The 19299-nt window shown below is 61.6% G+C and carries 18 protein-coding genes; 6 read left to right on the forward strand and 12 right to left on the reverse strand.

Going from position 1 to position 19299, the window contains the following annotated elements; genetic code table 11:
• The first annotated feature begins 24 nt into the window (after nucleotides 1-24).
• The 6 genes from hflX (at nucleotide 25) to C8D82_RS00640 (ending at nucleotide 7934) form a co-directional block, all read left to right on the forward strand.
• Entirely contained in the window at nucleotides 25-1314 is a 1290-nt protein-coding gene (hflX, locus tag C8D82_RS00615; protein ID WP_133245001.1) for a GTPase HflX, read from the forward strand.
• On the forward strand, nucleotides 1311-4133 hold the full coding sequence (locus C8D82_RS00620; RefSeq protein WP_116882323.1) for a hypothetical protein: 2823 nt from the start codon (nucleotides 1311-1313) through the stop codon (nucleotides 4131-4133). Before hflX ends, C8D82_RS00620 begins: the two co-directional genes overlap by 4 nt.
• Nucleotides 4134-4145: 12 nt before the next feature.
• Complete coding sequence (gene creD / locus C8D82_RS00625; RefSeq protein WP_116882324.1) at nucleotides 4146-5507, forward strand: cell envelope integrity protein CreD; 1362 nt, start codon at nucleotides 4146-4148, stop codon at nucleotides 5505-5507.
• 108 nt (nucleotides 5508-5615) lie between these two features.
• Nucleotides 5616-6764, forward strand: a complete 1149-nt coding sequence (gene metX, locus C8D82_RS00630) for a homoserine O-acetyltransferase MetX (RefSeq protein ID WP_116882325.1) — start codon at nucleotides 5616-5618, stop codon at nucleotides 6762-6764.
• Nucleotides 6757-7377 carry a methionine biosynthesis protein MetW gene (gene metW / locus C8D82_RS00635; RefSeq protein ID WP_116882326.1) on the forward strand — a complete coding sequence of 207 codons (621 nt, stop codon included), beginning with the start codon at nucleotides 6757-6759 and terminating at the stop codon, nucleotides 7375-7377. The genes metX and metW overlap by 8 nt, the downstream gene beginning before the upstream one ends.
• A 158-nt stretch (nucleotides 7378-7535) precedes the next feature.
• Nucleotides 7536-7934, forward strand: coding sequence for a glycine cleavage system H family protein (locus C8D82_RS00640; protein ID WP_116882327.1), 399 nt, complete (start codon nucleotides 7536-7538; stop codon nucleotides 7932-7934).
• Here the strand turns inward: C8D82_RS00640 and C8D82_RS00645 are convergent.
• The 12 genes from C8D82_RS00645 to C8D82_RS00700 all read right to left on the reverse strand — a co-directional run bounded on the left by C8D82_RS00645 (nucleotide 7904) and on the right by C8D82_RS00700 (nucleotide 19254).
• Nucleotides 7904-8812 (reverse strand): nucleoside hydrolase, encoded by a 909-nt coding sequence (locus C8D82_RS00645; protein WP_116882328.1) that lies wholly within the window; start codon nucleotides 8810-8812, stop codon nucleotides 7904-7906. The genes C8D82_RS00640 and C8D82_RS00645 overlap by 31 nt on opposite strands.
• A 67-nt stretch (nucleotides 8813-8879) precedes the next feature.
• Nucleotides 8880-10964 carry a beta-galactosidase gene (locus C8D82_RS00650; protein ID WP_116882329.1) on the reverse strand — a complete coding sequence of 695 codons (2085 nt, stop codon included), beginning with the start codon at nucleotides 10962-10964 and terminating at the stop codon, nucleotides 8880-8882.
• Between the two features lie 91 nt (nucleotides 10965-11055).
• On the reverse strand, nucleotides 11056-11505 hold the full coding sequence (locus tag C8D82_RS00655; protein WP_116882330.1) for a GNAT family N-acetyltransferase: 450 nt from the start codon (nucleotides 11503-11505) through the stop codon (nucleotides 11056-11058).
• Nucleotides 11502-11861 carry an arsenate reductase family protein gene (locus tag C8D82_RS00660; RefSeq protein ID WP_116882331.1) on the reverse strand — a complete coding sequence of 120 codons (360 nt, stop codon included), beginning with the start codon at nucleotides 11859-11861 and terminating at the stop codon, nucleotides 11502-11504. Before C8D82_RS00660 ends, C8D82_RS00655 begins: the two co-directional genes overlap by 4 nt.
• A gap of 14 nt (nucleotides 11862-11875) precedes the next feature.
• Nucleotides 11876-12649 carry a M55 family metallopeptidase gene (locus C8D82_RS00665; RefSeq protein ID WP_116882332.1) on the reverse strand — a complete coding sequence of 258 codons (774 nt, stop codon included), beginning with the start codon at nucleotides 12647-12649 and terminating at the stop codon, nucleotides 11876-11878.
• Nucleotides 12646-13266 (reverse strand): MarC family protein, encoded by a 621-nt coding sequence (locus C8D82_RS00670; protein ID WP_206212576.1) that lies wholly within the window; start codon nucleotides 13264-13266, stop codon nucleotides 12646-12648. The genes C8D82_RS00665 and C8D82_RS00670 overlap by 4 nt, the downstream gene beginning before the upstream one ends.
• Before the next feature lie 28 nt (nucleotides 13267-13294).
• Nucleotides 13295-13804 carry a 5-(carboxyamino)imidazole ribonucleotide mutase gene (purE, locus tag C8D82_RS00675; protein WP_116882333.1) on the reverse strand — a complete coding sequence of 170 codons (510 nt, stop codon included), beginning with the start codon at nucleotides 13802-13804 and terminating at the stop codon, nucleotides 13295-13297.
• A gap of 88 nt (nucleotides 13805-13892) precedes the next feature.
• Complete coding sequence (gene rpoZ, locus C8D82_RS00680) at nucleotides 13893-14165, reverse strand: DNA-directed RNA polymerase subunit omega (protein WP_116882334.1); 273 nt, start codon at nucleotides 14163-14165, stop codon at nucleotides 13893-13895.
• A 95-nt stretch (nucleotides 14166-14260) separates the two neighbouring features.
• Nucleotides 14261-15979, reverse strand: coding sequence for an acyl-CoA dehydrogenase family protein (locus C8D82_RS00685; RefSeq protein WP_116882335.1), 1719 nt, complete (start codon nucleotides 15977-15979; stop codon nucleotides 14261-14263).
• Between the two features lie 15 nt (nucleotides 15980-15994).
• A complete protein-coding gene (locus C8D82_RS00690) occupies nucleotides 15995-17005 on the reverse strand; it encodes an electron transfer flavoprotein subunit alpha/FixB family protein (protein ID WP_116882458.1) in 1011 nt (336 codons plus the stop codon).
• 21 nt (nucleotides 17006-17026) lie between these two features.
• Nucleotides 17027-17923 (reverse strand): electron transfer flavoprotein subunit beta/FixA family protein, encoded by an 897-nt coding sequence (locus C8D82_RS00695; RefSeq protein ID WP_116882459.1) that lies wholly within the window; start codon nucleotides 17921-17923, stop codon nucleotides 17027-17029.
• A gap of 104 nt (nucleotides 17924-18027) precedes the next feature.
• Nucleotides 18028-19254, reverse strand: a complete 1227-nt coding sequence (locus C8D82_RS00700) for an AGE family epimerase/isomerase (protein ID WP_116882336.1) — start codon at nucleotides 19252-19254, stop codon at nucleotides 18028-18030.
• Between the last annotated feature and the right edge of the window lie 45 nt (nucleotides 19255-19299).

Here is a 19299-nt window from a genome sequence, read left to right on the forward strand (position 1 = left end):
GCAGGAAAGCACATCCCGGAAAACATGATCGATATCGCCTCAGATTCCAGAAAGAAAGTGGAACGCGCCTTGCTGATCGGCATACGCGCCCCCGAAGAAACCGACGCCGAAGTGTACGAGCATCTGGACGAACTCGCCGACCTCGTCCGCAACCTTGACATCGTCCCCCTCGAACCGCTGGTCGTCAACCTGCATACGGTGATGCCGCAATATTACGTCGGCTCCGGCAAAGCCCGAGAAATCGCCCAGATCGCGCAGGAGTGCGAAGCGGACTGCCTGATCTTCGACACCCCGCTGACGCCGTCCCAGCAGCGCAACTGGGAGCGGCTCACCAAAACCTGCGTGATCGACCGCGAGGAGGTGATCCTCGATATTTTCGCGGAACGCGCGCAGACCCGTGAAGCCGTGCTGCAGGTGGAGCTGGCGCGGGCGCAGTATTCGCTGCCGCGCCTGACCCGCGCCTGGACCCACCTCTCCCGCCAGCACGGCGGCGGCGCCACCACCCGCGGCGAGGGAGAAGCCCAGATCGAAACCGACCGGCGGCTGCTCCGGCGGCGCATCCAGCAGCTCCGAGAAGAGCTTGAAACCGTCCGCAAGCAGCGCACCACCCAGCGCAAGGCGCGGCAGCGCAACGCCGTGCCGCACGGCGCGATCGTCGGCTACACCAACGTCGGGAAATCCTCCATCCTCCGGGCGCTCTCCGGGGCGGAAATCCTGGTCAAAGACCAGCTTTTCGCGACGCTGGACCCGACCACCCGCCGCATCACGCTCGACGACAACCTCGAGCTCCTGCTGACCGATACGGTCGGCTTCGTGCGCAAACTGCCGCACTCCCTCGTAGAAGCCTTCAAATCCACGCTCGAAGAGGCGGTGCTGGCGGATTTCCTGCTGCTGGTGCTCGACCTTTCCAGCAACCAGCTCGACGCGGAGTGGGAGACCACCATGTCCGTACTCAAGGAGCTGGGCGCCGAAGAAAAGAATATTCAGGTCGTCTTCAACAAGCTCGACCTCGTCGACCGGGAAAACGATCTGGTACGGCTCGCCCGGATGAACGGCCTGTTCCCGACCGCGATCTATATTTCCACCGCGACCGGCGAAGGCATGGATAAGCTCCGGGAACGGCTCGCGTCCCTCGCCTCGGAGCGCTTCGAGCTGCTCCGGGTCACCCTGCCCCCGGCCCGTTCCGACCTCGCGGCGCTCGCCCACGCCAGCGGCCGCATCTACGAGGAGAACTACAACGATCAGGGCGAGCTGGAACTGGTGTTCACCATCGGGCCGGTTCACCGGCATAAGTTCGAGGAGTTCAGACGATGAAACGATTCTGGTTGCTTTCGGCGGCGCTCGCCGGTTCGCTTACGCTCGCCGCCGCCGACTTCTCGCCGTGGGATGCCTGGAAAAACGGGTATACCCTGTACGAGAAAGGGGAGCAGTTCCGCGACAAAGGCGATTACCTGAAAGCGCTCAACTCCTTTGAACAGGCTAAAAAGCTGTACGAACAGCTCCAGAAGAACCGTCCGGACTGGAATCAGAAGATCATCACCGGGCGGATCGCCGACTGCGACCGCGAGATCACCGCGGTCAAGCGCCTCGTCGGCGACAGTGAACTGACTTCGCCGGCGGCCTCTGCTCCCACGGGCGCCGACTTTGCCGAGCAGCAGAGCCTGCGCCGGGAACTGGAACAGTACAAGCAGAAACTCAGTGAAATCATCGTCGAAAACGACGATCTCCGCCGCCGGCTCGCCCGCAACCAGGCCTCTCAGAAAGAGGTCGCCAATCTGCTGCGCGAACAGCGTGTGATGCAGGAGAAGTACGCCCTGCTCGAAAAACGCTATCAGGACTTGGAGCGCCAGTCCCTTGAACCGGACCAGCGCCTGACCGAGCTGCGCAACCAGTTGATCGAGGAAAAACTGAATGCGGAGCTGACCGCCAAGCGCCTGAAAGTCGCCGAAACCCGGCTCCAGAAACTCGATCAGGACGCCGTCGAACTCTACCGCGCCAGAAGCAAGGCGGAAGCCGCCGCGAAGGAGCGGGAAGCCGATGCGACGCGGCTGGAGCGGGAGCTGGCCGAGCTGCGCCGTTTTCAGGCCAACGCCGCCGGAGAGCGCAGCGCACTGCAGAACCGCCTCGATCAGGCGAATCTCCAGCTCAAGGAACAGCAGGCCCAAATCGGCAGTCAGGAGAACGACCTGCAAAACCTTCGCCGCCAGCTTCAGGACACCTTGAAAAACGGCGGCGACTCCGTAACGCTCAACGCCCAGCTGCTGGACGAAAACCGCAAGTTGCGCGAAAGCCTCACCGAGCTGCAGGGAGCCGCCGCCACCAGTCAGGAGCAGAATACCCAATTGCAGAATAAACAGCGTGACCTCCAGCTCGAACTGGTGCAGGTCCGCGACCTGCTGCAGCGGCTCGAAGCCACCCGCACCCGGCTGGAGGCGGAAAAAGGAGAACTGCTTAAAACGCTCGAACGTGAAAAAGGCGGCGCGGAACTCGCCTCGGTCGAGTTGAAGAACCAGCGCGAACGCATTGCCCGGCTGGAAAGCGATATCCAGACCTGGTCCGACCGCTGCAACCGCCTCGAAAAACGGCTGGCAGAGCGCAAACAGGAGGATTACGACGCCATCGCCGCCTCCGACGCCGCCAAGCGCAAGCTCTCCACCGAGATCAGTCTGCTGAAAGGGCAGATCGCCGAACTCACCGTCAATAAGCAGGATATGGAAACCGCTTCGGCCAAGCTCAAAAAGGAGTTCGACGCCACTCATGAAACTTTGCTGAAAACCCAGGCTGCCCGGCTCCACCTCGAAGGCCGCCTGAAAAAGCTCGAAACCGAAACCGCCGGCCATCAGAAACTGCAGGCCGACTTCAAGGCGCTGCAGGTCAATTTCAACGCATTGCAGGCGGAAAACAGCGCCAATAAAAAGCTGGCCGCGCAGCTGGCCTCCGCTCAAAAGCAGTTGACTGCCCTGCAAACCCGGCTTGCCGATTTCGACAAGACACGCCAGGCTCTCGCCCGCCAGCAGCGGGAAAATCAGGCGCTGGCCGAAGCCAAACTCAAACTCGAAGCCGAGCTGGCGGCCCGTCCGGTGATCCGTCAGGCCGCCGAACCGGAGGTTGCCGTGCCCCCCCGGATCGTCACCGCCAAGGGGAATCCGGCCGAACTGGTCGCCGCCGGTCAAAAAGCCGAGCAGGAGGAGAGTACCGACCTCGCGATCTGGAACTACCGGACCGCGCTGGAACTCGACCCGTCCAACGCCGCCGCCGCCTCCCGTCTCGGGATGATCCATCTCAAGCGCGAGGAATTCAACCGCGCCCTGCCGCTTCTGGACATCGCCCGCCGCGCCACGCCGGATGACCCGGAGCTGACGGCGGCGGCCGCGGCCGCGCTCAACGGGCAGGAGAAGTACGGCAACGCGCTCGCTTTGCTGGAGCCTCTCCGTAAAAAGTACCCCGATGACCTCCGGCTGCTGTTGCCGTTCGCAAAAGCGCAGGCCGGGAGCGGCCAGCTCAAAATCGCCGGAGAACTTTACCGGCAGGCGGAAAAACTGGCCCCGGCTTCTCCCCTCCCCAAGCTGGAACTCGCCCGGTTGTACCTGCAGGGCGACAAGCCGGATGAAGCCGCCGCCGCCCGGCTGTATCAGGCGGCCCGCAAGCTCGGCGCCGGTCCCGATCTCGAACTCGAACCGCGCCTCGGCAAACTGATCGACGAGAACCGGCAGGTCACCGAATTCATGACTTCGGCGGCGCAGGAAGCCGCCCGGAACAATGACTGGAGTTCCGCCGCCTGGTACTTCAAGCAACTGCTGGAACGCGACCGGAATTCCGCCGAAAACGCGGTGCGTCTGGCATTCGCACAATATAAGTCGGGACAACTTCCGGCGGCGCTCGAAACCCTGAGCATGAATACCGCCTCCCCCGACGGGCTGCTGCTCGCCGCCCTGCTCCGTTTCCGCAGCGACGATTTCGAGGGGGCGGCCACGGCGGCGGCAGAAGCCGTAAAACAGAACGGCGGCAAACCGGTCAAAGCCTCGCCGCAGGTAGCGGCGGAGGCGAAGCAGCTTCTGGCCGGTTCCGACGCCAAACGTTCCGTGCTCGCCCAGAAAGCGGCGGCGGCCATCCGCGCCGCCATTCAAAAATAAGGAATCCTTCTCATGCCGGAAAACACGTCCCCTTCATCCGCTTCCCGCTTCGCCTGTCTGACGGAACGGGTCCGCCACTCCCTGACCGTCAAGCTAGTGCTGATCGGCGCGATCATCCTGCTGCTCCAGATTCCGACGCTGATGATCTACTCGCTGATCGCGGAGCGGCAGAGCAACCGCAATCAGGCGGTCGATGAAATCTCCCGGGAATGGGGTTCCGCCCAGACGGTAACGGGGCCGTTCCTGTCGATCCCGGTCCGCGAAAAGCGGCTCCGCCCGGCGGCGCAATCGACGATGCCCGTGACTGAGGAAGTCCGTTTTCACCAGCTGACTTTCCTGCCGGAAACGCTGAACATCACCGGGAAACTCGACCCGGAAATCCGTTACCGCGGCCTCTATCAGGCCGTCCTTTACCGCAGCGAGATCACCATCGAAGGGGAGTTTAAACTTCCCGCGGAGTTCCGCCTCTCCCGCCTCGCCAATGCGCAAACAGAGCTTCAGGACGCCATTCTGGTGATCGGCATCAGCGACCTGAAAGGAATTTCCGCCGAAACCGTCGACATCAACGGAGTCGAATGCAAGGCAATCCCCGGCATTCCCGATACCCGACTGGCTTCTTCCGGTTTTCAGGTGCCGCTCACTGCCCTGAAAGACCTGAAACCGGGCGCCACTTTGAGATTCTCCCTGAAACTCAACCTGAACGGCAGCAGCGCCCTCTCCTTCTATCCGCTGGGACGGACCAACACCGCCCGGCTGGCCGCCAACTGGAGCAGTCCGAGCTTTACCGGAGAGTTTCTGCCCGCCGCGCGCGAAGTTACCGACACCTCTTTCAACGCCGAGTGGAAGATCACCGACATGAACCGCAACTACCCGCAATCGTGGCTCGACGATGAATTCAAGATCGCCGGCTCCGAATTCGGAGTGGGCCTCCACATTCAGGCCAACGTCTACCAGCAGACGATGCGGGCGATCCACTATTCGGTGCTGTTCATCATCTTTTCCATGCTTGCGTTCCTGTTCGCGGAAATCCTGAGCAAGGTCTGGATGCACCCGCTGCAATACCTGATGGCAGGGCTGGCGGTCGTACTGTTCTACACGCTGCTGCTGGCTTTCAGCGAACACCTCGGCTTCCAGTGCGCCTACTGGATCACCACCGCGGCCACGGTCGGACTGCTCGGCCTTTACTGTCTTTTGATCTTCCGCCGGAAGATCGTGGCGGCAGCCGTCGCCGGAGTGATGGCGCTGACTTACATCCTGCTGTACTTCATGCTCCAGCTGGAAGACTATGCGCTGCTGACCGGCTCCATCGTGCTGTTTTTGCTGCTGGCGCTGGTGATGGTCCTGACCGGAAACATCAACCGGTCCCGTTCCTGATCCGCAGACGCCGCCGCACCCGAAAATGCGAATCCCGGATTCTTCGGCAAAAACTTCGGGATTCCATTGCAAAAAGCGTCTCTCAATGGTATATTATAAGGTTTTTGTATGATTTTACCTTGGGGAGATGCCGAAGTGTTGATCGTAAAGCCGCAAAACTTTCAACTGCCTGAACCGCTGCAGCTCGACTGCGGGCGGAGCCTCAAGCAGGTGAACATCCGTTACGAAACGGTCGGGGAACTCGCCCCGGACGGTTCCAACGCGGTGCTGATCACCCATGCCCTCTCCGGCGACGCCCACGTCTGCGGCCGCCACACTCCCGCCGACCAGAAACCCGGCTGGTGGGACGATATGATCGGCCCCGGCAAGATGATCGACACCAACCGCTATTTCGTCGTCTGCAGCAACGTGCTCGGCAGCTGCGCCGGTTCGACCGGGCCGCGTTCGGTGAACCCGGATACCGGCAATCCCTACAACCTCGACTTCCCGGTCATCACGATCCGCGACATGGTCCGCGCCCAGAAATACCTGATGGAACATTTGAAAATTAAAAAGTTCCTGTCGGTGGTCGGCGGTTCGATGGGCGGAATGCAGGCGATGGAGTGGGCGATCAATTACCCCGACCTCGTGGACAGCGTGATTCCGATCGCGACCACCAGCCAGCTCTCCAGCCAGAGCATCGCGTTCAACTGGGTCGGCCGCGAGGCGATCAAGTACGATCCGAACTGGAACAACGGCAACTACTCCGCCGACCACGTGCCGGACCGCGGCCTCGCGGCGGCCCGGATGCTGGCGCACATCACCTATCTCTCCGAGGAGTCGATGAACCGCAAGTTCGGGCGGGAGCTGCAGGACGCCGACTCCTACTCCTTCAATTTCCGGCGCGACTTCGCGGTGGAAAGCTATCTGGAGCATCAGGGCCGCCGGTTCGTGGAACGTTTCGACGCGAACAGCTACTTTTACATTACCCGCGCGATGGATTATTTCGACCTCGCGGCCCGCGCCGGCGGCGATCTGGCGAAGGCGTTCGAGCCGGTGAAGGCGGCGGTGCTGGTGGTTTCGTTTTCGAGCGACTGGCTCTTCCCGACCTCCGAATCGCGCAAAATCGTGAATGCGCTGCTGAAAAACCGCTGCAACGTGTCGTTCTGCGAAATCGAGTCCGGCTATGGCCATGACGCATTCCTGCTGGAAGTGGATATCCTCGGCGGCATGATCCGCGACTTCCTGCACAACCGACTGGAGGCGAACCGTGGTTGAATCCCTTTACCTCGACCTCAAAGCCCGTCCCGACCTCGAAGTCATCTCCCGGCTGGTCGATCCCGGCCACCGGGTGCTCGACCTCGGCTGCGGCGACGGCATCTTCCTGAAAATGCTGCGCGAAAAACGCGGCGCCGAAGTGCTCGGCATGGAGATCAGTCAGGTTGAAATCGCCAAGTGCATCGCCAACGGCGTGCCGGTGATCCAGAGCGACCTCGACGACGACCTCGATTTCGCCGAGGACGGTTCTTTCGACCTGGTGATCCTGTCGCAGACGCTGCAGCAGATGCGCCGGCCGGACCGCCTGCTGCGCCGCCTCGTCCGGGTCGGCAAGCGCGGCGCGGTCAGTTTCATCAACTTCGGGCATTTTCATTGCCGCTGGCAATTGATGCTGGCCGGTTCGATGCCGCGCACCACCCAGATACCGTATCAATGGTACAATACGCCGAACATCCACCTCGGCACCATCCGCGACTTCCGGCGGCTCTGCAAACACCTCGGAATCCGGATCGTGCAGGAGATTCCGATCGGCTTTTCCTTTCCGCTGCTGACCGCCGCCTGGCCGAATTTGTTCGCGGTCGGCTGCGTCTTCGTGATCGAACGCGCCCAATAAGCGGTCTGCCGGTCATTTTCCGCATTCTCCGCGAAAAACTCAAAAATATTGCCGTTTTCCCTCTTGTTTTTCCATCATTTCGTGTTATTCTGAAAAGAAGGGAAACAATGGACGGTCATAGCTGAACGCCATAACTCATTATATGATTTGGAGGTTCCATGCGAGTTTTTACCCAAGACCATCTGTGGCTTGATTACGAGGACGGCATTGTGATTCTGGGGCTGACGGCCTATGCGGCTTCCCGGTTCCGGGAGGATGCAGTTTTGAAATTCCCGGCGGAAAGCCGCCTGCTTTTTCCCGGCGTGCCGATTGCTTCATTGGAATCTTCCGGTCTCCTCCATGACATCCGCTCCCCGCTGGAGGGATTCCAGCTCGGCGTCAACCGGGAACTACAGCGGTCGCCGCACAAGCTCACCCGTTCCCCCGAGGAGGAGGGGTGGCTCTGCCAAATCTACTGCCCGCGCTGGCAGCCCGCCGAACATCTGTCGCGACGCGGCTACGAGGCTTTTCTGGAAACCCTGCCCGCTCAACGGCAGCTTGCGGCCATCCATTCCTGAATGAAACGGGCGAAACGGTCATCACTCGCACGCTGTTCGAGAAAGCGGACGTTGCCGCCGGCCTCCTCCCGCCACCGGGCGAGACCGGCGACAGAGTCATAACGGAGCGTTCCGGCGCGGGAGACTCCGGCCAGCTCGCCGAGCGCCCCGGCTGCGAACAGCACCGCGATATGGTCCCAGCTCGGACGCAGGAATTTCGGGTCGCCGCCTCCCATTTTCGAGTAGGCGGTCCGCAGGAAATCGCCGCGTTCGTTGTCCGCGCAGGGAAAAGCGCCGGTCAAGATCTTCCGCCCCATCGGGCTGACTGCGATTTCGCCGGGCCAGTGGTTCAGCACCCGGCCGGCGGCCCGCCGGTTCATTTCCCAGTTGAAACCGCCGCTGCTTTCCGGGGGCATTGCCTCCGCCATTGTGACCAGCAGCTTCACCTTGCGCCGGATCAGCTCCGAAGCGCCCGATTCCAGCAGCGCCGCCAGCGACGACAGCAGCCCGATCGCGCAGATCGTCACGCTGTGGTCGGGGGCGGTTTCCAACAGCCGCCGGTAGAGCGCCACCGCCTCCTCCGGCCGGAATCTTCCGGGCGAAGCCTCCGGGCGGCGCTGCACGAGCTTCCAATGATAGAGCTGCGGGATATGGTTCTCCCGGTGCAGCCGGTAGGCGAATGTGTCGGGGCAATCGAAATTGCAGCCGACCGGCAGTTCCGGCCGCCCGAAAGCGAGATTCAGCGCGCGTACTCCGGCGGCGGGCCAGCAGGAGTTCACGCTTGCGACAATTCCGAGCGGCTCGACCAGACCGCGATCGGCAAGGCCGTGCAGAATCGCCAACGCCCCGGCGTCGTCACAATCGGTTTCAAAATCGGTATCGATAATCAGCTTTTCCATTCCAGTCTCCTGTTTTTTCCTACTATACGGGAAGAATCCGGAAAAACAAGGCCCGGAAACCGATTTGTCACACAAGTGCGTCCGTGTAGACCGCCAACTGGAAACGGCCCGGCTTCAGCCGCATGGTCCGGCCATCTCCCCCCGCCGCAAGTTCCGTCTCCGATCCGGAAAACAGTTCGCGGGCGCGATTTCCCGGAAACAGCTCCGGCCCGACGGCGATCTCCGCTTCCTGCACATCCGGCGGGAAAAAGACGAAGAGCAGGCTTTTCCCCTGCGACCTGCCGCTTTTCAGATAGACGAACCGTTCCTTACCCGGCAACGGCTCACGCACCACGACGGGCGGCACCACGCCGGAGTCGGTCACGATATCGCGGAGCAGCGCCTCAAATTCCGGATTCCAGCTCCGGCCGCAGGCATTTCCCGGATAACTGCCCAGATAAACCACCCGGCCGGCACCGTATGAAACCGTCCGGCAAAGCTGTCCTTCCGGCTCTTTTTCCGGCGGGGTCATCCACTGCTCCACGCCGAGCCGGTAACTCCGGCCATTGTACTGAAAATCCACCGCCTCCGCTTCCAGATTGCGCCGCCCCGTTTCGACGATGCCGAACCGGGCGAGGAAACGCTCCTCGGGATAACGGTAAAATCCGGCGCTGTCGAATGCGCCGCACTCCGATTCGCACACCAACGTACCGCCCCGTTCCACAAAGCGGATCAGCGCCGTCTCCGTCACCGGATCGGTCACCAATACCCGGGGCAGGAACAGCACCTTCAAACCGTCGAGCGCATCAAGGTGCTCCTCCTCGACGAACAGCAGCGGAATCGAGCTTCTGGTCAGCGCCCGGCCGTAACCGGCCAGGCCGTCGCGGATGCGGTCGCCGCTCCCCTCCTGCGCCCAGCCGAGATAGTAACTCTGCGGCGAAAACAGCAATCCGACTTCGGCGCGGTCCGGCACGTAATGGTCGAAAAGCTCCGCGTACCGCTCCCACAACTCCCCGGTCACGCGGGTTGCGGCCAGCCGTTCCTCCGCGCAGCCGTCGCGGCCGGAGATGCCGAAACCGGCGGATTCGCGCCCGAACACCTCGTCGCGCCAGCACCAGAAAAGGATGGTGTCCGCGCCGCAGCCCAGCCCGTTCCACAGCCAGCGCTGCTGCTGCGCCGCCCGGACCACGCCGTAGGTGTTGAAGCCGACCGCCGCCCGGCCCCCCTGCAATTCGCTGAGCCACACTTTGCGGCCGCGGGCTGCGGACTTGACCATATCGATCCGCAGCCCGAAATCGGCGTCGTCCACATCGAACCATTGCGGAAAGCTCGAACAGCCGATTCCGTCGAGCGCGTCCGCGAGGAACCAGTCGTTGCCCCGGTCGACCGGATAGGTGCCGGGATCGCCGGAATACAGCGCGCTCGGACAGGCTCCGTGCGCGGTGATCAAATGCACAGGGTCGACAGCGCGCATCACTCCGTACCGCCTGTGGGCGTGCTCATCGGCCCGGCAGGTCAGGAAGTGTTGAAAGCTCATCAGTTCGGTATAAGGCCGGTCGGGCAGCTTGCCGGGCATCACATCTTCCCAGCACGCATAGCGGCGCTTCCACGCCTCATTCAGCCCTTCCAGCGAACCGAATCGCTTCTCCAGCCAGCACCGGTATGCGGCGAGCGTGTGCGGACAAAAGCAGACCAGCGCATCGGCGTTGACGTTCCAGCGCAGTTCGTTCCAGATGTCCCAGCCGCGCAAATGATCAAGCCCGGCGTAGCGCCTGCCGGTCGTTTCGATGAAGCGGGCCATCCTCTCCCACACGCCGGGATGGTCGGTACAGCCACCGGGGGTGATTCCGAAATGGTGTTCCCCGCGCGCGCTTGACACCACCTTATGACCGAAATTGTCGACCATTTCACTGCCCGGAACCAGCCGGTGAATCCAGTTGGGCTGGATTTCGGCAATGGTGCTCAGAACCACGCCGAGCCGATGCTTTGCGGCCAGTTCGACCAGCCGGTCGTAATCGTCATAGACGAAACGGTCCGGCGTCGCCTCGACCCATCCCCAGCTGATCCAGAGCTGGACGGTGTTGAAGCCGGACTCCCGGATCTTTTTGAAATCACTCTCCCAATGCTTCGCATCGGGAAACGGGGCACGGTAATACTGGACTCCGAAATTCATCGACCTTCCTCCCGGTTGTTGTTTTACGGCATCAATATAACCGGAGCCGCCACAAAAATCCGTTGTTTTTTTATGAGGAAGTGATAGTTTTTTAAGACTTCTCCGCGACGCTTTTCCGTTCTTCCGCGTCCAGTTCCTTCAGCAGCAGCAGTTCATTCGGCTCGCCGGGCAGCAGCAGACAGCCGCAGTCGCGGTAGCCGCGACGGCGGTAGAAGTGCTGCGCCTCCTCGTTCGACAGCGTGGAAGTCAAAACAAGTTTGTAACCGGCCCGGCGGCGCGCTTCTTCCCATTCAGCCAGCGCCCGGCTGCCGAGGCCGCGCCGCCGGAAAGGCTCCGCAAGACAGATCAGGTTCAGAAACGGCGTGTTGTCCCAGAACAGCCCCCAGCGCAACACGCCGCAGCGCCGGCTGCCGTCCGCAATAAGCAGAACGAGCCCCGCCGCAATTTTGCGGCGAAGCTCAACGTCCGAAATATGACAATCCAGCGTGCGGATGAAATCAAAGTCCCCCTCCGCCGCCGGACGCAATACCGCTCCATTCATTTCAGGGCGGCTTCCCACTCCGCCGGTTTGAACCCGACCAGCACTTTGCCGCCGCCGATCAGCAGCGGGCGCTTCACCAGCATCCCGTCGGAAGCCAGCAGCGCGAGCTTTTCCGCATCGGACATCGCCGGGAGCTTCTCCTTCAACGCCAGCGCCTTGTACTTCAGACCGCTCGTATTGAAAAATTTGCGCAGCTCCAGGCCGCTTTCGGCCACCCATTTTGCCAGCTCCTCCGCTGTCGGGTTGGCTTCGACGATATGCCGGTCCTGATACTCGACTCCGGCCGCGTCCAGAAACGCCTTCGCCTTTTGACAGGTGGTGCACTTCGGATACTCGATGAACAGATACTTTTTCATAATTTCACCTTCAATTACCAGATCAGCAGTTTTTCCACCGAATCACCGCTCTTCTCATAGGTCCGGGCGTCGATTACCGTCACATCCGGCCCGGTCGGAACGGCATGACGTTCCACCAGCTCCCAGCGCAACGTCACCGGATATTCCAGCTCCGGCATCCGGACCGACGTGCGCCGCCGCAGCGCCTCCGTCGTCCGTTCGGCGATCAGCCGGTGAGCCCGTTCCGGCGCGATCAGCCGCGCACAATGGGTGTCATACCCGGTCTTGACCTGACAGGTCGTCACTCCCGGCAGCCACTCCTCCGCCTCGCGGCAGGCTTTGTCGTCGCCGCTCACCATCACCACCGGAATGCCGTGCTCGGCCGCAATCCGAATGTCGAGGCCGATCTCTCCGACCGGGCGGCCGTTGAAGCGGAGCGTCTGGAATCCCGCCGCCGAGTAAGAGTGCTCCAACACCGCTCCGGCGGCTCCGGCCATCGCGTGATAACCGAGCAGAATCATCGCATCGGCTCCTTCCGCGCCGGGAAAACGGCAGCGCGGCGCAACGCCCTGCACCAGATCGGCCCGGGGATCGATCATCTCGCAGGTCACATTGAAGCCGCTGCCGTGCCCGTCCCGGACCACAACCTCATCGGCACCCGCCCGGAAACAGCCCTCGACGCAGGCGTTGATATCACCCGCCATGAAACGACGCGCCGCGGCGAGCAATTCCGGCCGGGAGTTGTCGATATAACAGCCGCCGGCAATGCCGCTGATCCCTTCGATGTCGCAGAAAATATAAACCTTCATTGCATTCCCCCGAACATGATGTTGCGGATTCCGGTAAAAATCAACTGGGAAGCGAGCGCCGCCAGAAACAGGCCGGTCAATTTGCTCAGGATATTCAGCCCCTTCTTCTTCAGCAGACGCTCCAGCGCCGCCGAAAAATAGAGCAGCAGCCCCATGATCAGCACCGCGATCACGATCCCCGCGATCTGGGTGACGCGGAGCCGGGCGGAGTCCGCCGACGCGCCCATGGTCAGCAGCGTGCCGATCGTGCCGGGGCCGACCGTATACGGAATCGCCAGCGGCACGACGGCGATATCGCCGTCGTCGTCACACTGGCGGGTGCCGGAGGGCGTGCCGGAGGAACGGACCACCTCGATGCCGCTCAGCAGCAGCACCAGCCCCGCCCCGATCCGGAATGCGTCCAGCGAAATGCCGAGATATCCGAAAATCCGGTCGCCGAGCAGATAGATGATCAATACGATCGTCATCACCGCCAGCGTGGTGCGAACCGCCAGCTTGCGCTGCCTCGGCAATTCCATTCCGGAAGTCAGCGACACGAAGAGCGACAGTACAAAAAACGGCGTCAGCAGAAAGAAAAACTGCACCACCATTCCGATGAACATGTTGACATCCATCATTCGCCCCCCCCTTCCCGGCCGCGGAGTTTTACCGTTCCTTCAGTTCTTCCTGGAGTTCCGCATCGGCGGAGAGCACGATCTTCGCCTGATCTTCGCGGAATTTCTTCAGCTTCGCCGCCAATTCCGCATCGCCCAGCGCCAGCATCGAAACCGCATACAGTGCGGCGTTCCTGCCGCCCGCCTTGCCCGCGGTGACCACACCGACCGGCACGCCGGGAGGCATCTGGACCATCGCCAGCAACGCATCCAGGCCGTTGAAAGGCTCGCTCGCGACCGGCAGACCGATCACCGGCAGCGTGGTATGCGCGGCGACCACGCCGCCGAGGTGGGCGGCCATGCCGGCGGCACAGATGATCACCTTGATTCCGGCGGCTTCCGCACCGGCGGCGAACTCCATCGCCTCCACCGGAGTCCGGTGCGCCGAAAGCACCCGGGCGGTGAACTCCACTCCGAAACTATCGAACACTTTAAACGCGCCCTGCAGGATCGGCAGGTCGCTTTTGCTGCCCATCAGGACGGCGACCACGGGTTTACCCATTCTTTCATTCTCCCAATTTCAGTTCATTCACACAAAAATCCCGCCAGATCGCTCTGTACGGGATTCCTCGGATTTCATCGGCGGCGTCTTATTCGCCGTCCACGGGAATTTCAGCCGGTTCCGACCCGTCCGCCACCACCGGCAGCCCGGAAGCGATTTCGCCCGGTGTGCCGAATTCATAGCTCAACAGCCCCTCGGCGATTTCGAGCAACGCCACGTCGATCAGGTTCTCGGAGTCGCATTTGATCATCGGACGGGCCCCGCCGATCGCCAACTGCTTGGCGCGCTTCGCGGCCACCACCGACAGGATCTGCGGGTCCGGGATCATTTTTTTGGCTCTCGCCAGATACGCATTGTTCATGATTTTACCTCTTTTCTGAAAATCGGCGGGCGAAACGCATCCAGACGATGCGTTCCGCCGCAATTATTTCACATTTCCGACTGTCGATACCGGAATCAATAGTCGATGATATCGCGCTTGTTGTCGATCAGCGTCACATCGCCGGAAGTCACGCGCATGAAACGCTTTTCAAATTCCGGAACCGCATCGAGGATGAAGCGTTCGGCGATCGCGGCACGATCTTCGCACTTCATCGCATCGCGCAGCAGCAGCAAACCGACGAAAATGTAGGTTTCCATCTCGACCAGGCTGCGGGCCATCAGGTCGTGATAGGCCGGGTCCTTCTTCTCGGCGACGAATTTCACCGCCTCAAGCTGGCGGGCGTGCAGCTTCATCACCGTGTCGCGCAGCCGGGCCAGCTTGCCGGTGTAGTCCAGCGAAGCGAGCTCCTGAATCCGCACGTCGTTGTCGCGCTGGATCACTCCGCCGATGGCCGCCACGACCTGAAGCTGGGTGGTGCCCTCGTAGATATTGGTGATGCGCGCGTCGCGGTAGAAGCGCTCGGCATTGAAGTCCTTCATGAAGCCGGTGCCGCCGTGAATCTGGATCGCGTCATACGCGACCTGATTCGCCATTTCGGTGGCCAGCGCCTTGCACATCGGGGTCAGCACCGCCGCAACCTTGTTGTAATACTTCTGCTTGGCGCGATCATCGGCGGAAACGTTTTCACCGTGTTCCACCAGATGCGTATAACCGTTGCGCAGGTCGACCACGCGGGTGGTTTCATACAGCAGCGCGCGGGCGGCGGTCAGCTTGACCTTCATGCCGGCAAGCATATCATAAATCGCCGGGAACTGGTCGATCGACTTCTTGAACTGCATGCGCTCGGCGGCATACTTGCGAGCTTCGCGGTAGGCGGCTTCCGCAATACCGATCGCCTGTCCGCTGATCGCGACGCGGGCGCCGTTCATCAGGCTCATCACATACTTGATCAGGCCGAAACGGCGCTTGCCGCAAAGCACGGCCGGCACGTCATTGTACTGAAGCTCGGTGGTCGCGACGCCGTGGATGCCGAGCTTGTTCTCGATGCGGCGCACCACCAGCTGCGGGCAGGCTTCGCAGATGAACATCGACAGTCCGCGGCCATCGGAAGTGCCTTCCTCGGAACGGGCCAGCACCAGGTGCACCTTCGCACAGCCGTTGGTGATGAAGCGCTTCATGCCGTTCAGATACCACTGGCCGGTCTTTTCATCCTGCCACGCACGGAGGCGGACCGACTGGAGGTCGGAACCGAAATCCGGCTCGGTCAGGTCCATCGAACCGTCGTATTCGCCGGAAGCGAAGCCCGGCAGATACTTCTCCTTCTGCTCATCGCTGCCGAAGAAGTTGATGGTTTCGGCGATGTCCTGCAAGCCGAAGATATTCTGCAGCGAACCATCGGCGCGGGAGACCATTTCGGTCATCATCGTATAGACGGAAACCGGGAAATTCAGGCCGCCGAATTTGTGGTCGAGCATCACGCCCATCACGCCGGCCTGCTTGAGGTCGTTCAGGTTCTGCACGGTCAGCGGGTGGTAGGTGACCACGCCGTCGGCGAAATGCGGACCTTCGGCGTCCACGGTGCGGCTGCGCGGCTCGATGCGGTCGCCGCAGATTTCGCCGACGACTTCGAGCACGCGGTTGTAGTTGTCCAGCGCGTCGGCGAAATCCGCCGGAGCGTTGTCGAATTCCTGAGCGAACTTGTAGCCCTCTTCCTTGAGTTTGGCGACTTCGGCCAGTTCAAGGTTGTTGAGCGTGAACATCAAATCCGCATTGTCTTTGAAAAAGTTAGCCATAATCGAATCAGTCCCTTACGCTTTGGCCTTGAAGGCTTTGATCATTTGCGGAATCACCGTGTTCAGATCGCCGACGATCGCATAGTGCGCGACGCTGAAAATCGGCGCGCCCGGGTCGGTGTTGATCGCGATGATCTTCTTGGACTCCGACATGCCCGCGCAATGCTGGATCGAGCCGGAGATGCCGCAGGCGATATAGAGACGCGGACGCACGGTCACGCCGGTCTGGCCGACCTGATGATCGTGGTCGATCCAGCCCGCGTCGACCGCGGCGCGCGATGCGCCGACTTCGCCGCCGAGCGCCTCGGCCAGATCGTAGATCAGCTTGAAGTTGGCCTTGCTGCCGACGCCGTAGCCGCCGGCGACGATGATCTGCGCGCCCTTGAGATCGACTTCCTTGTCGGCCCGGACCCGCTCCAGAACCTTGATCACCGTTTCGGCGTCAGTGAGCTTCACCTCGACCGGAGTCACAGTGCCCTTGCGGCCGAAGTCGGGTTCGTCGAGCTTCATCACGCCCTCGCGGACGGTCACCATCTGCGGATCGTCCCAGGTGTTCACGATGGTCGCGATGATGTTGCCGCCGAACGCCGGACGGATCTGCATGAGCTTGTTGGTGTAGCTCTTGTTGTTCTTCTTGTCCTCGAAGTCGTCGATCCGCAGGTCGGTGCAGTCGGCGGTCAGTCCGCCGAGTTTTTCGGAAGCGACGCGCGGCGCGAGCTCGCGCCCCTTCAGGGTCGCGCCGAAGAGAAGAATGTTCGGCTTGTGCGCCCGGATCAGATCCATGATCACCTTCGCATAGGGCAGCACGGTGAAAGGCTCCAGCCGCGAATCCTCGGCGAGGAACACATTGTCGCAGCCGTAGGCGAAGAGGGTGTCGACGCAGCCGGCCACATTGTCTCCGAGGAGAACAGCTTCCGTTTTCACACCCAGCTGCGCGGCCAGTTCGCGGCCCTTGCAGACGAGTTCGAGGCTCACGTCAGCGATCTTGCCCGCTTCCTGCTCGATGAAAACCCAGACATTTCCAATTTTTTCAGCCATGATGATTGCTTACCCCAGAGTGTGATCGCTAATAAGTTCGTGAATCAGAAGGCTGACGCCTTCGGCGGTCGCGGGCACCGATTTCGCTTCGCTGGCGGTCAGCACGACGCTCATCACCTGCTTGACCTTGGTCGGAGAACCGGGGAAACCGATCCGGGCCGGATCGGCACCGATATCGGCGGCGCTGTATTCTTTGATCAGCAGTCCGGCTTCTTCCAGCTTCTTCAACTCGTCATCGACGGTCTGCCCGTCGGTGTAATTGGAGTTGGAGTGGGCCTTGGCGACCTCCGACGCGGTGCGGGCGCGCTTGAATTTCATGATCTTTTTCGCGTTCATCGGGCGCGGATCGTTGGAGTCGATCACGGTCAGCAGCGCCGGGAGCGGAGCCTCCAGCACTTCGTAGCCGCCGTCGATCGCGCGCTTCGCGACGATCCTGCCGTTGCCGAACTCAAGCACGTCCTCGACGTAGCAGATCTGCGGCATCGCCAGCTTTTCCGCAATCTGCGGACCGACCTGCGCGGTATCCCCGTCGATGGCCTGACGGCCGCAGAGGATCAGGTCGACCTTGCCGACTTTCTTCGCGCAGCAGCTCAGCGTGTAGCTGGTCGCCAGCGTATCCGCGCCTGCCAGCGCCCGGTCGGTGACCAGGATCGCCTCATCCGCGCCGCGGTAGAGCGACTGGCGGAGGACTTCGGCGGCGGCGGGCATGCCCATCGTCGCGACGACCACGCGGACGCCGTAGCGGTCCTTGAGCTGCAGGGCCAGTTCCAGCGCATTCAAATCCTCGGGATTGAAGATCGCCGGGAGGGCGGCCCGGTTCACGGTACCTTCCGGCGTCATTGCGTCGCCGGAAATGTTCTGGGTATCCGGAACCTGTTTGACGAACACGAGTACGGTATAACTCACAGTTTCGACTCCCATTTTGGTTGGTTATTTGGATCTTTATATGTTAAAACTTTATTCCAAAATCAACAACAGAACGCGATAATATAATCCGGCTGCCTCAAATATCAACAAGCCGGACCGGACTTTTTCTCACTTTTTTCCCGTTCAGCCATTTCCGCCGCCTCGCGAAGCCACTTCGCGCAGAACCATAAACAGCGCGGCAAATGGAAAAACGCCTTCGCCGGAGTTCCCTTGGCGTCGCACAACACTTCGCCGCCCGGAGCCACCGCCCCGAACCATTCCGGGAAGTCGGGATCGCGGAAGTTCCGCCACGTCCACTCGTCCACCTCCGCGAACCGCTCCAGAAACCACGGATCGAGCGTCAGTTTATAGGAGTAGGCCAGCCCCAGCAGCGCCTCGGTATGGGTCCACCACTGCTTCGTGCCCGCCCCCGGCATGCAGCACGGCAGATCGAGCGCGTCCTGCATACTGAAAAGCCCGCCGTACTTCCGGTCGAACGCATAGCCGCAGACCTCCCGCGTCCACGCCGGAATCCGCTTCAGGAACTCCGCGTCGCCGACGATCTCCGCCGCATACCCCGCGAACCACATCACTTCAAAACCGTGCCCGGTCGCGATCATGCGCCCCATCGAAGTAGCGAGATCGAACTCCCCGTCTGCCCCGCGCATTCCCAGCCAGCGCCGCAGTTGCGGGTGACGGAACCTCGGAATTTCCGCGAGCGCCTCCCTGATCAGCCCGCTGCAATACCCGTCCTCGTCGCCGCAGGCCGATAACAGTTCCGCCGCGGCGTAGACGATGTGCATGTACGCTCCCAGCTCTTTCGCGCCGGCGGGCATGAACCGTTTGCCGGAACCGCCGCCGCGCATCGACTCCTCATAAACACGCAGCGCCGAAAACCCTTCGCGCCGGTACTCCTCTTTCGGATTCAGCCGGTACAGTTCCGCACACGCGATCGCCGCATATACGTCCGCCATCGCCCGGAACATCGGAAAACCGGCACCTTCCTCCCCGCCGTCCGCCGCCACGTACAGACGGTAACGCCCGTCCCCGCCGCGCGCATGACGTACGCAGAAGTCAAAGCCCTGCTCCGCCAGCCGGGCGTATTCCGGCTTGCCGAATCCGACATTGCACATTTTCGCAAACATATAAATGTCGCGCCACATCATCCAGACGTTTTTCCCGGGATCGAACACCGCCCCGCCCCGGCACAGGTTCGTGTAAAAACCGCCGTGGACCGGATCAGCCGCGTGTTCCGCCCAGAAAGGAGCGATCGCGTCGGTCAGTTCCCGCTCGTAGCGTTCCGCCGTCTTTTTCAAATCCAACATCGCCATACTTCTCCGAATTCAAAAAGACGCCGGAGCAGCCGCCCCGGCGTC

Origin of the sequence: Victivallis vadensis, assembly GCF_003096415.1 — a bacterium.
Taxonomy (GTDB): domain Bacteria; phylum Verrucomicrobiota; class Lentisphaeria; order Victivallales; family Victivallaceae; genus Victivallis; species Victivallis vadensis.

Bases quoted from the DNA above. Each gene is read 5' to 3' on its own strand.
- metX (WP_116882325.1), top strand. From the start codon at position 5,616: ATGATTTTACCTTGGGGAGATGCCGAAGTGTTGATCGTAAAGCCGCAA.
- C8D82_RS00670 (WP_206212576.1), bottom strand. From the start codon at position 13,266: ATGATGGATGTCAACATGTTCATCGGAATGGTGGTGCAGTTTTTCTTT.
- C8D82_RS00660 (WP_116882331.1), bottom strand. From the start codon at position 11,861: ATGAAAAAGTATCTGTTCATCGAGTATCCGAAGTGCACCACCTGTCAA.
- C8D82_RS00640 (WP_116882327.1), top strand. From the start codon at position 7,536: ATGCGAGTTTTTACCCAAGACCATCTGTGGCTTGATTACGAGGACGGC.
- C8D82_RS00655 (WP_116882330.1), bottom strand. From the start codon at position 11,505: ATGAATGGAGCGGTATTGCGTCCGGCGGCGGAGGGGGACTTTGATTTC.
- hflX (WP_133245001.1), top strand. From the start codon at position 25: ATGATCGATATCGCCTCAGATTCCAGAAAGAAAGTGGAACGCGCCTTG.
- C8D82_RS00645 (WP_116882328.1), bottom strand. From the start codon at position 8,812: ATGGAAAAGCTGATTATCGATACCGATTTTGAAACCGATTGTGACGAC.
- C8D82_RS00685 (WP_116882335.1), bottom strand. From the start codon at position 15,979: ATGGCTAACTTTTTCAAAGACAATGCGGATTTGATGTTCACGCTCAAC.
- C8D82_RS00620 (WP_116882323.1), top strand. From the start codon at position 1,311: ATGAAACGATTCTGGTTGCTTTCGGCGGCGCTCGCCGGTTCGCTTACG.
- creD (WP_116882324.1), top strand. From the start codon at position 4,146: ATGCCGGAAAACACGTCCCCTTCATCCGCTTCCCGCTTCGCCTGTCTG.
- C8D82_RS00650 (WP_116882329.1), bottom strand. From the start codon at position 10,964: ATGAATTTCGGAGTCCAGTATTACCGTGCCCCGTTTCCCGATGCGAAG.
- C8D82_RS00700 (WP_116882336.1), bottom strand. From the start codon at position 19,254: ATGGCGATGTTGGATTTGAAAAAGACGGCGGAACGCTACGAGCGGGAA.
- C8D82_RS00665 (WP_116882332.1), bottom strand. From the start codon at position 12,649: ATGAAGGTTTATATTTTCTGCGACATCGAAGGGATCAGCGGCATTGCC.
- rpoZ (WP_116882334.1), bottom strand. From the start codon at position 14,165: ATGAACAATGCGTATCTGGCGAGAGCCAAAAAAATGATCCCGGACCCG.
- purE (WP_116882333.1), bottom strand. From the start codon at position 13,804: ATGGGTAAACCCGTGGTCGCCGTCCTGATGGGCAGCAAAAGCGACCTG.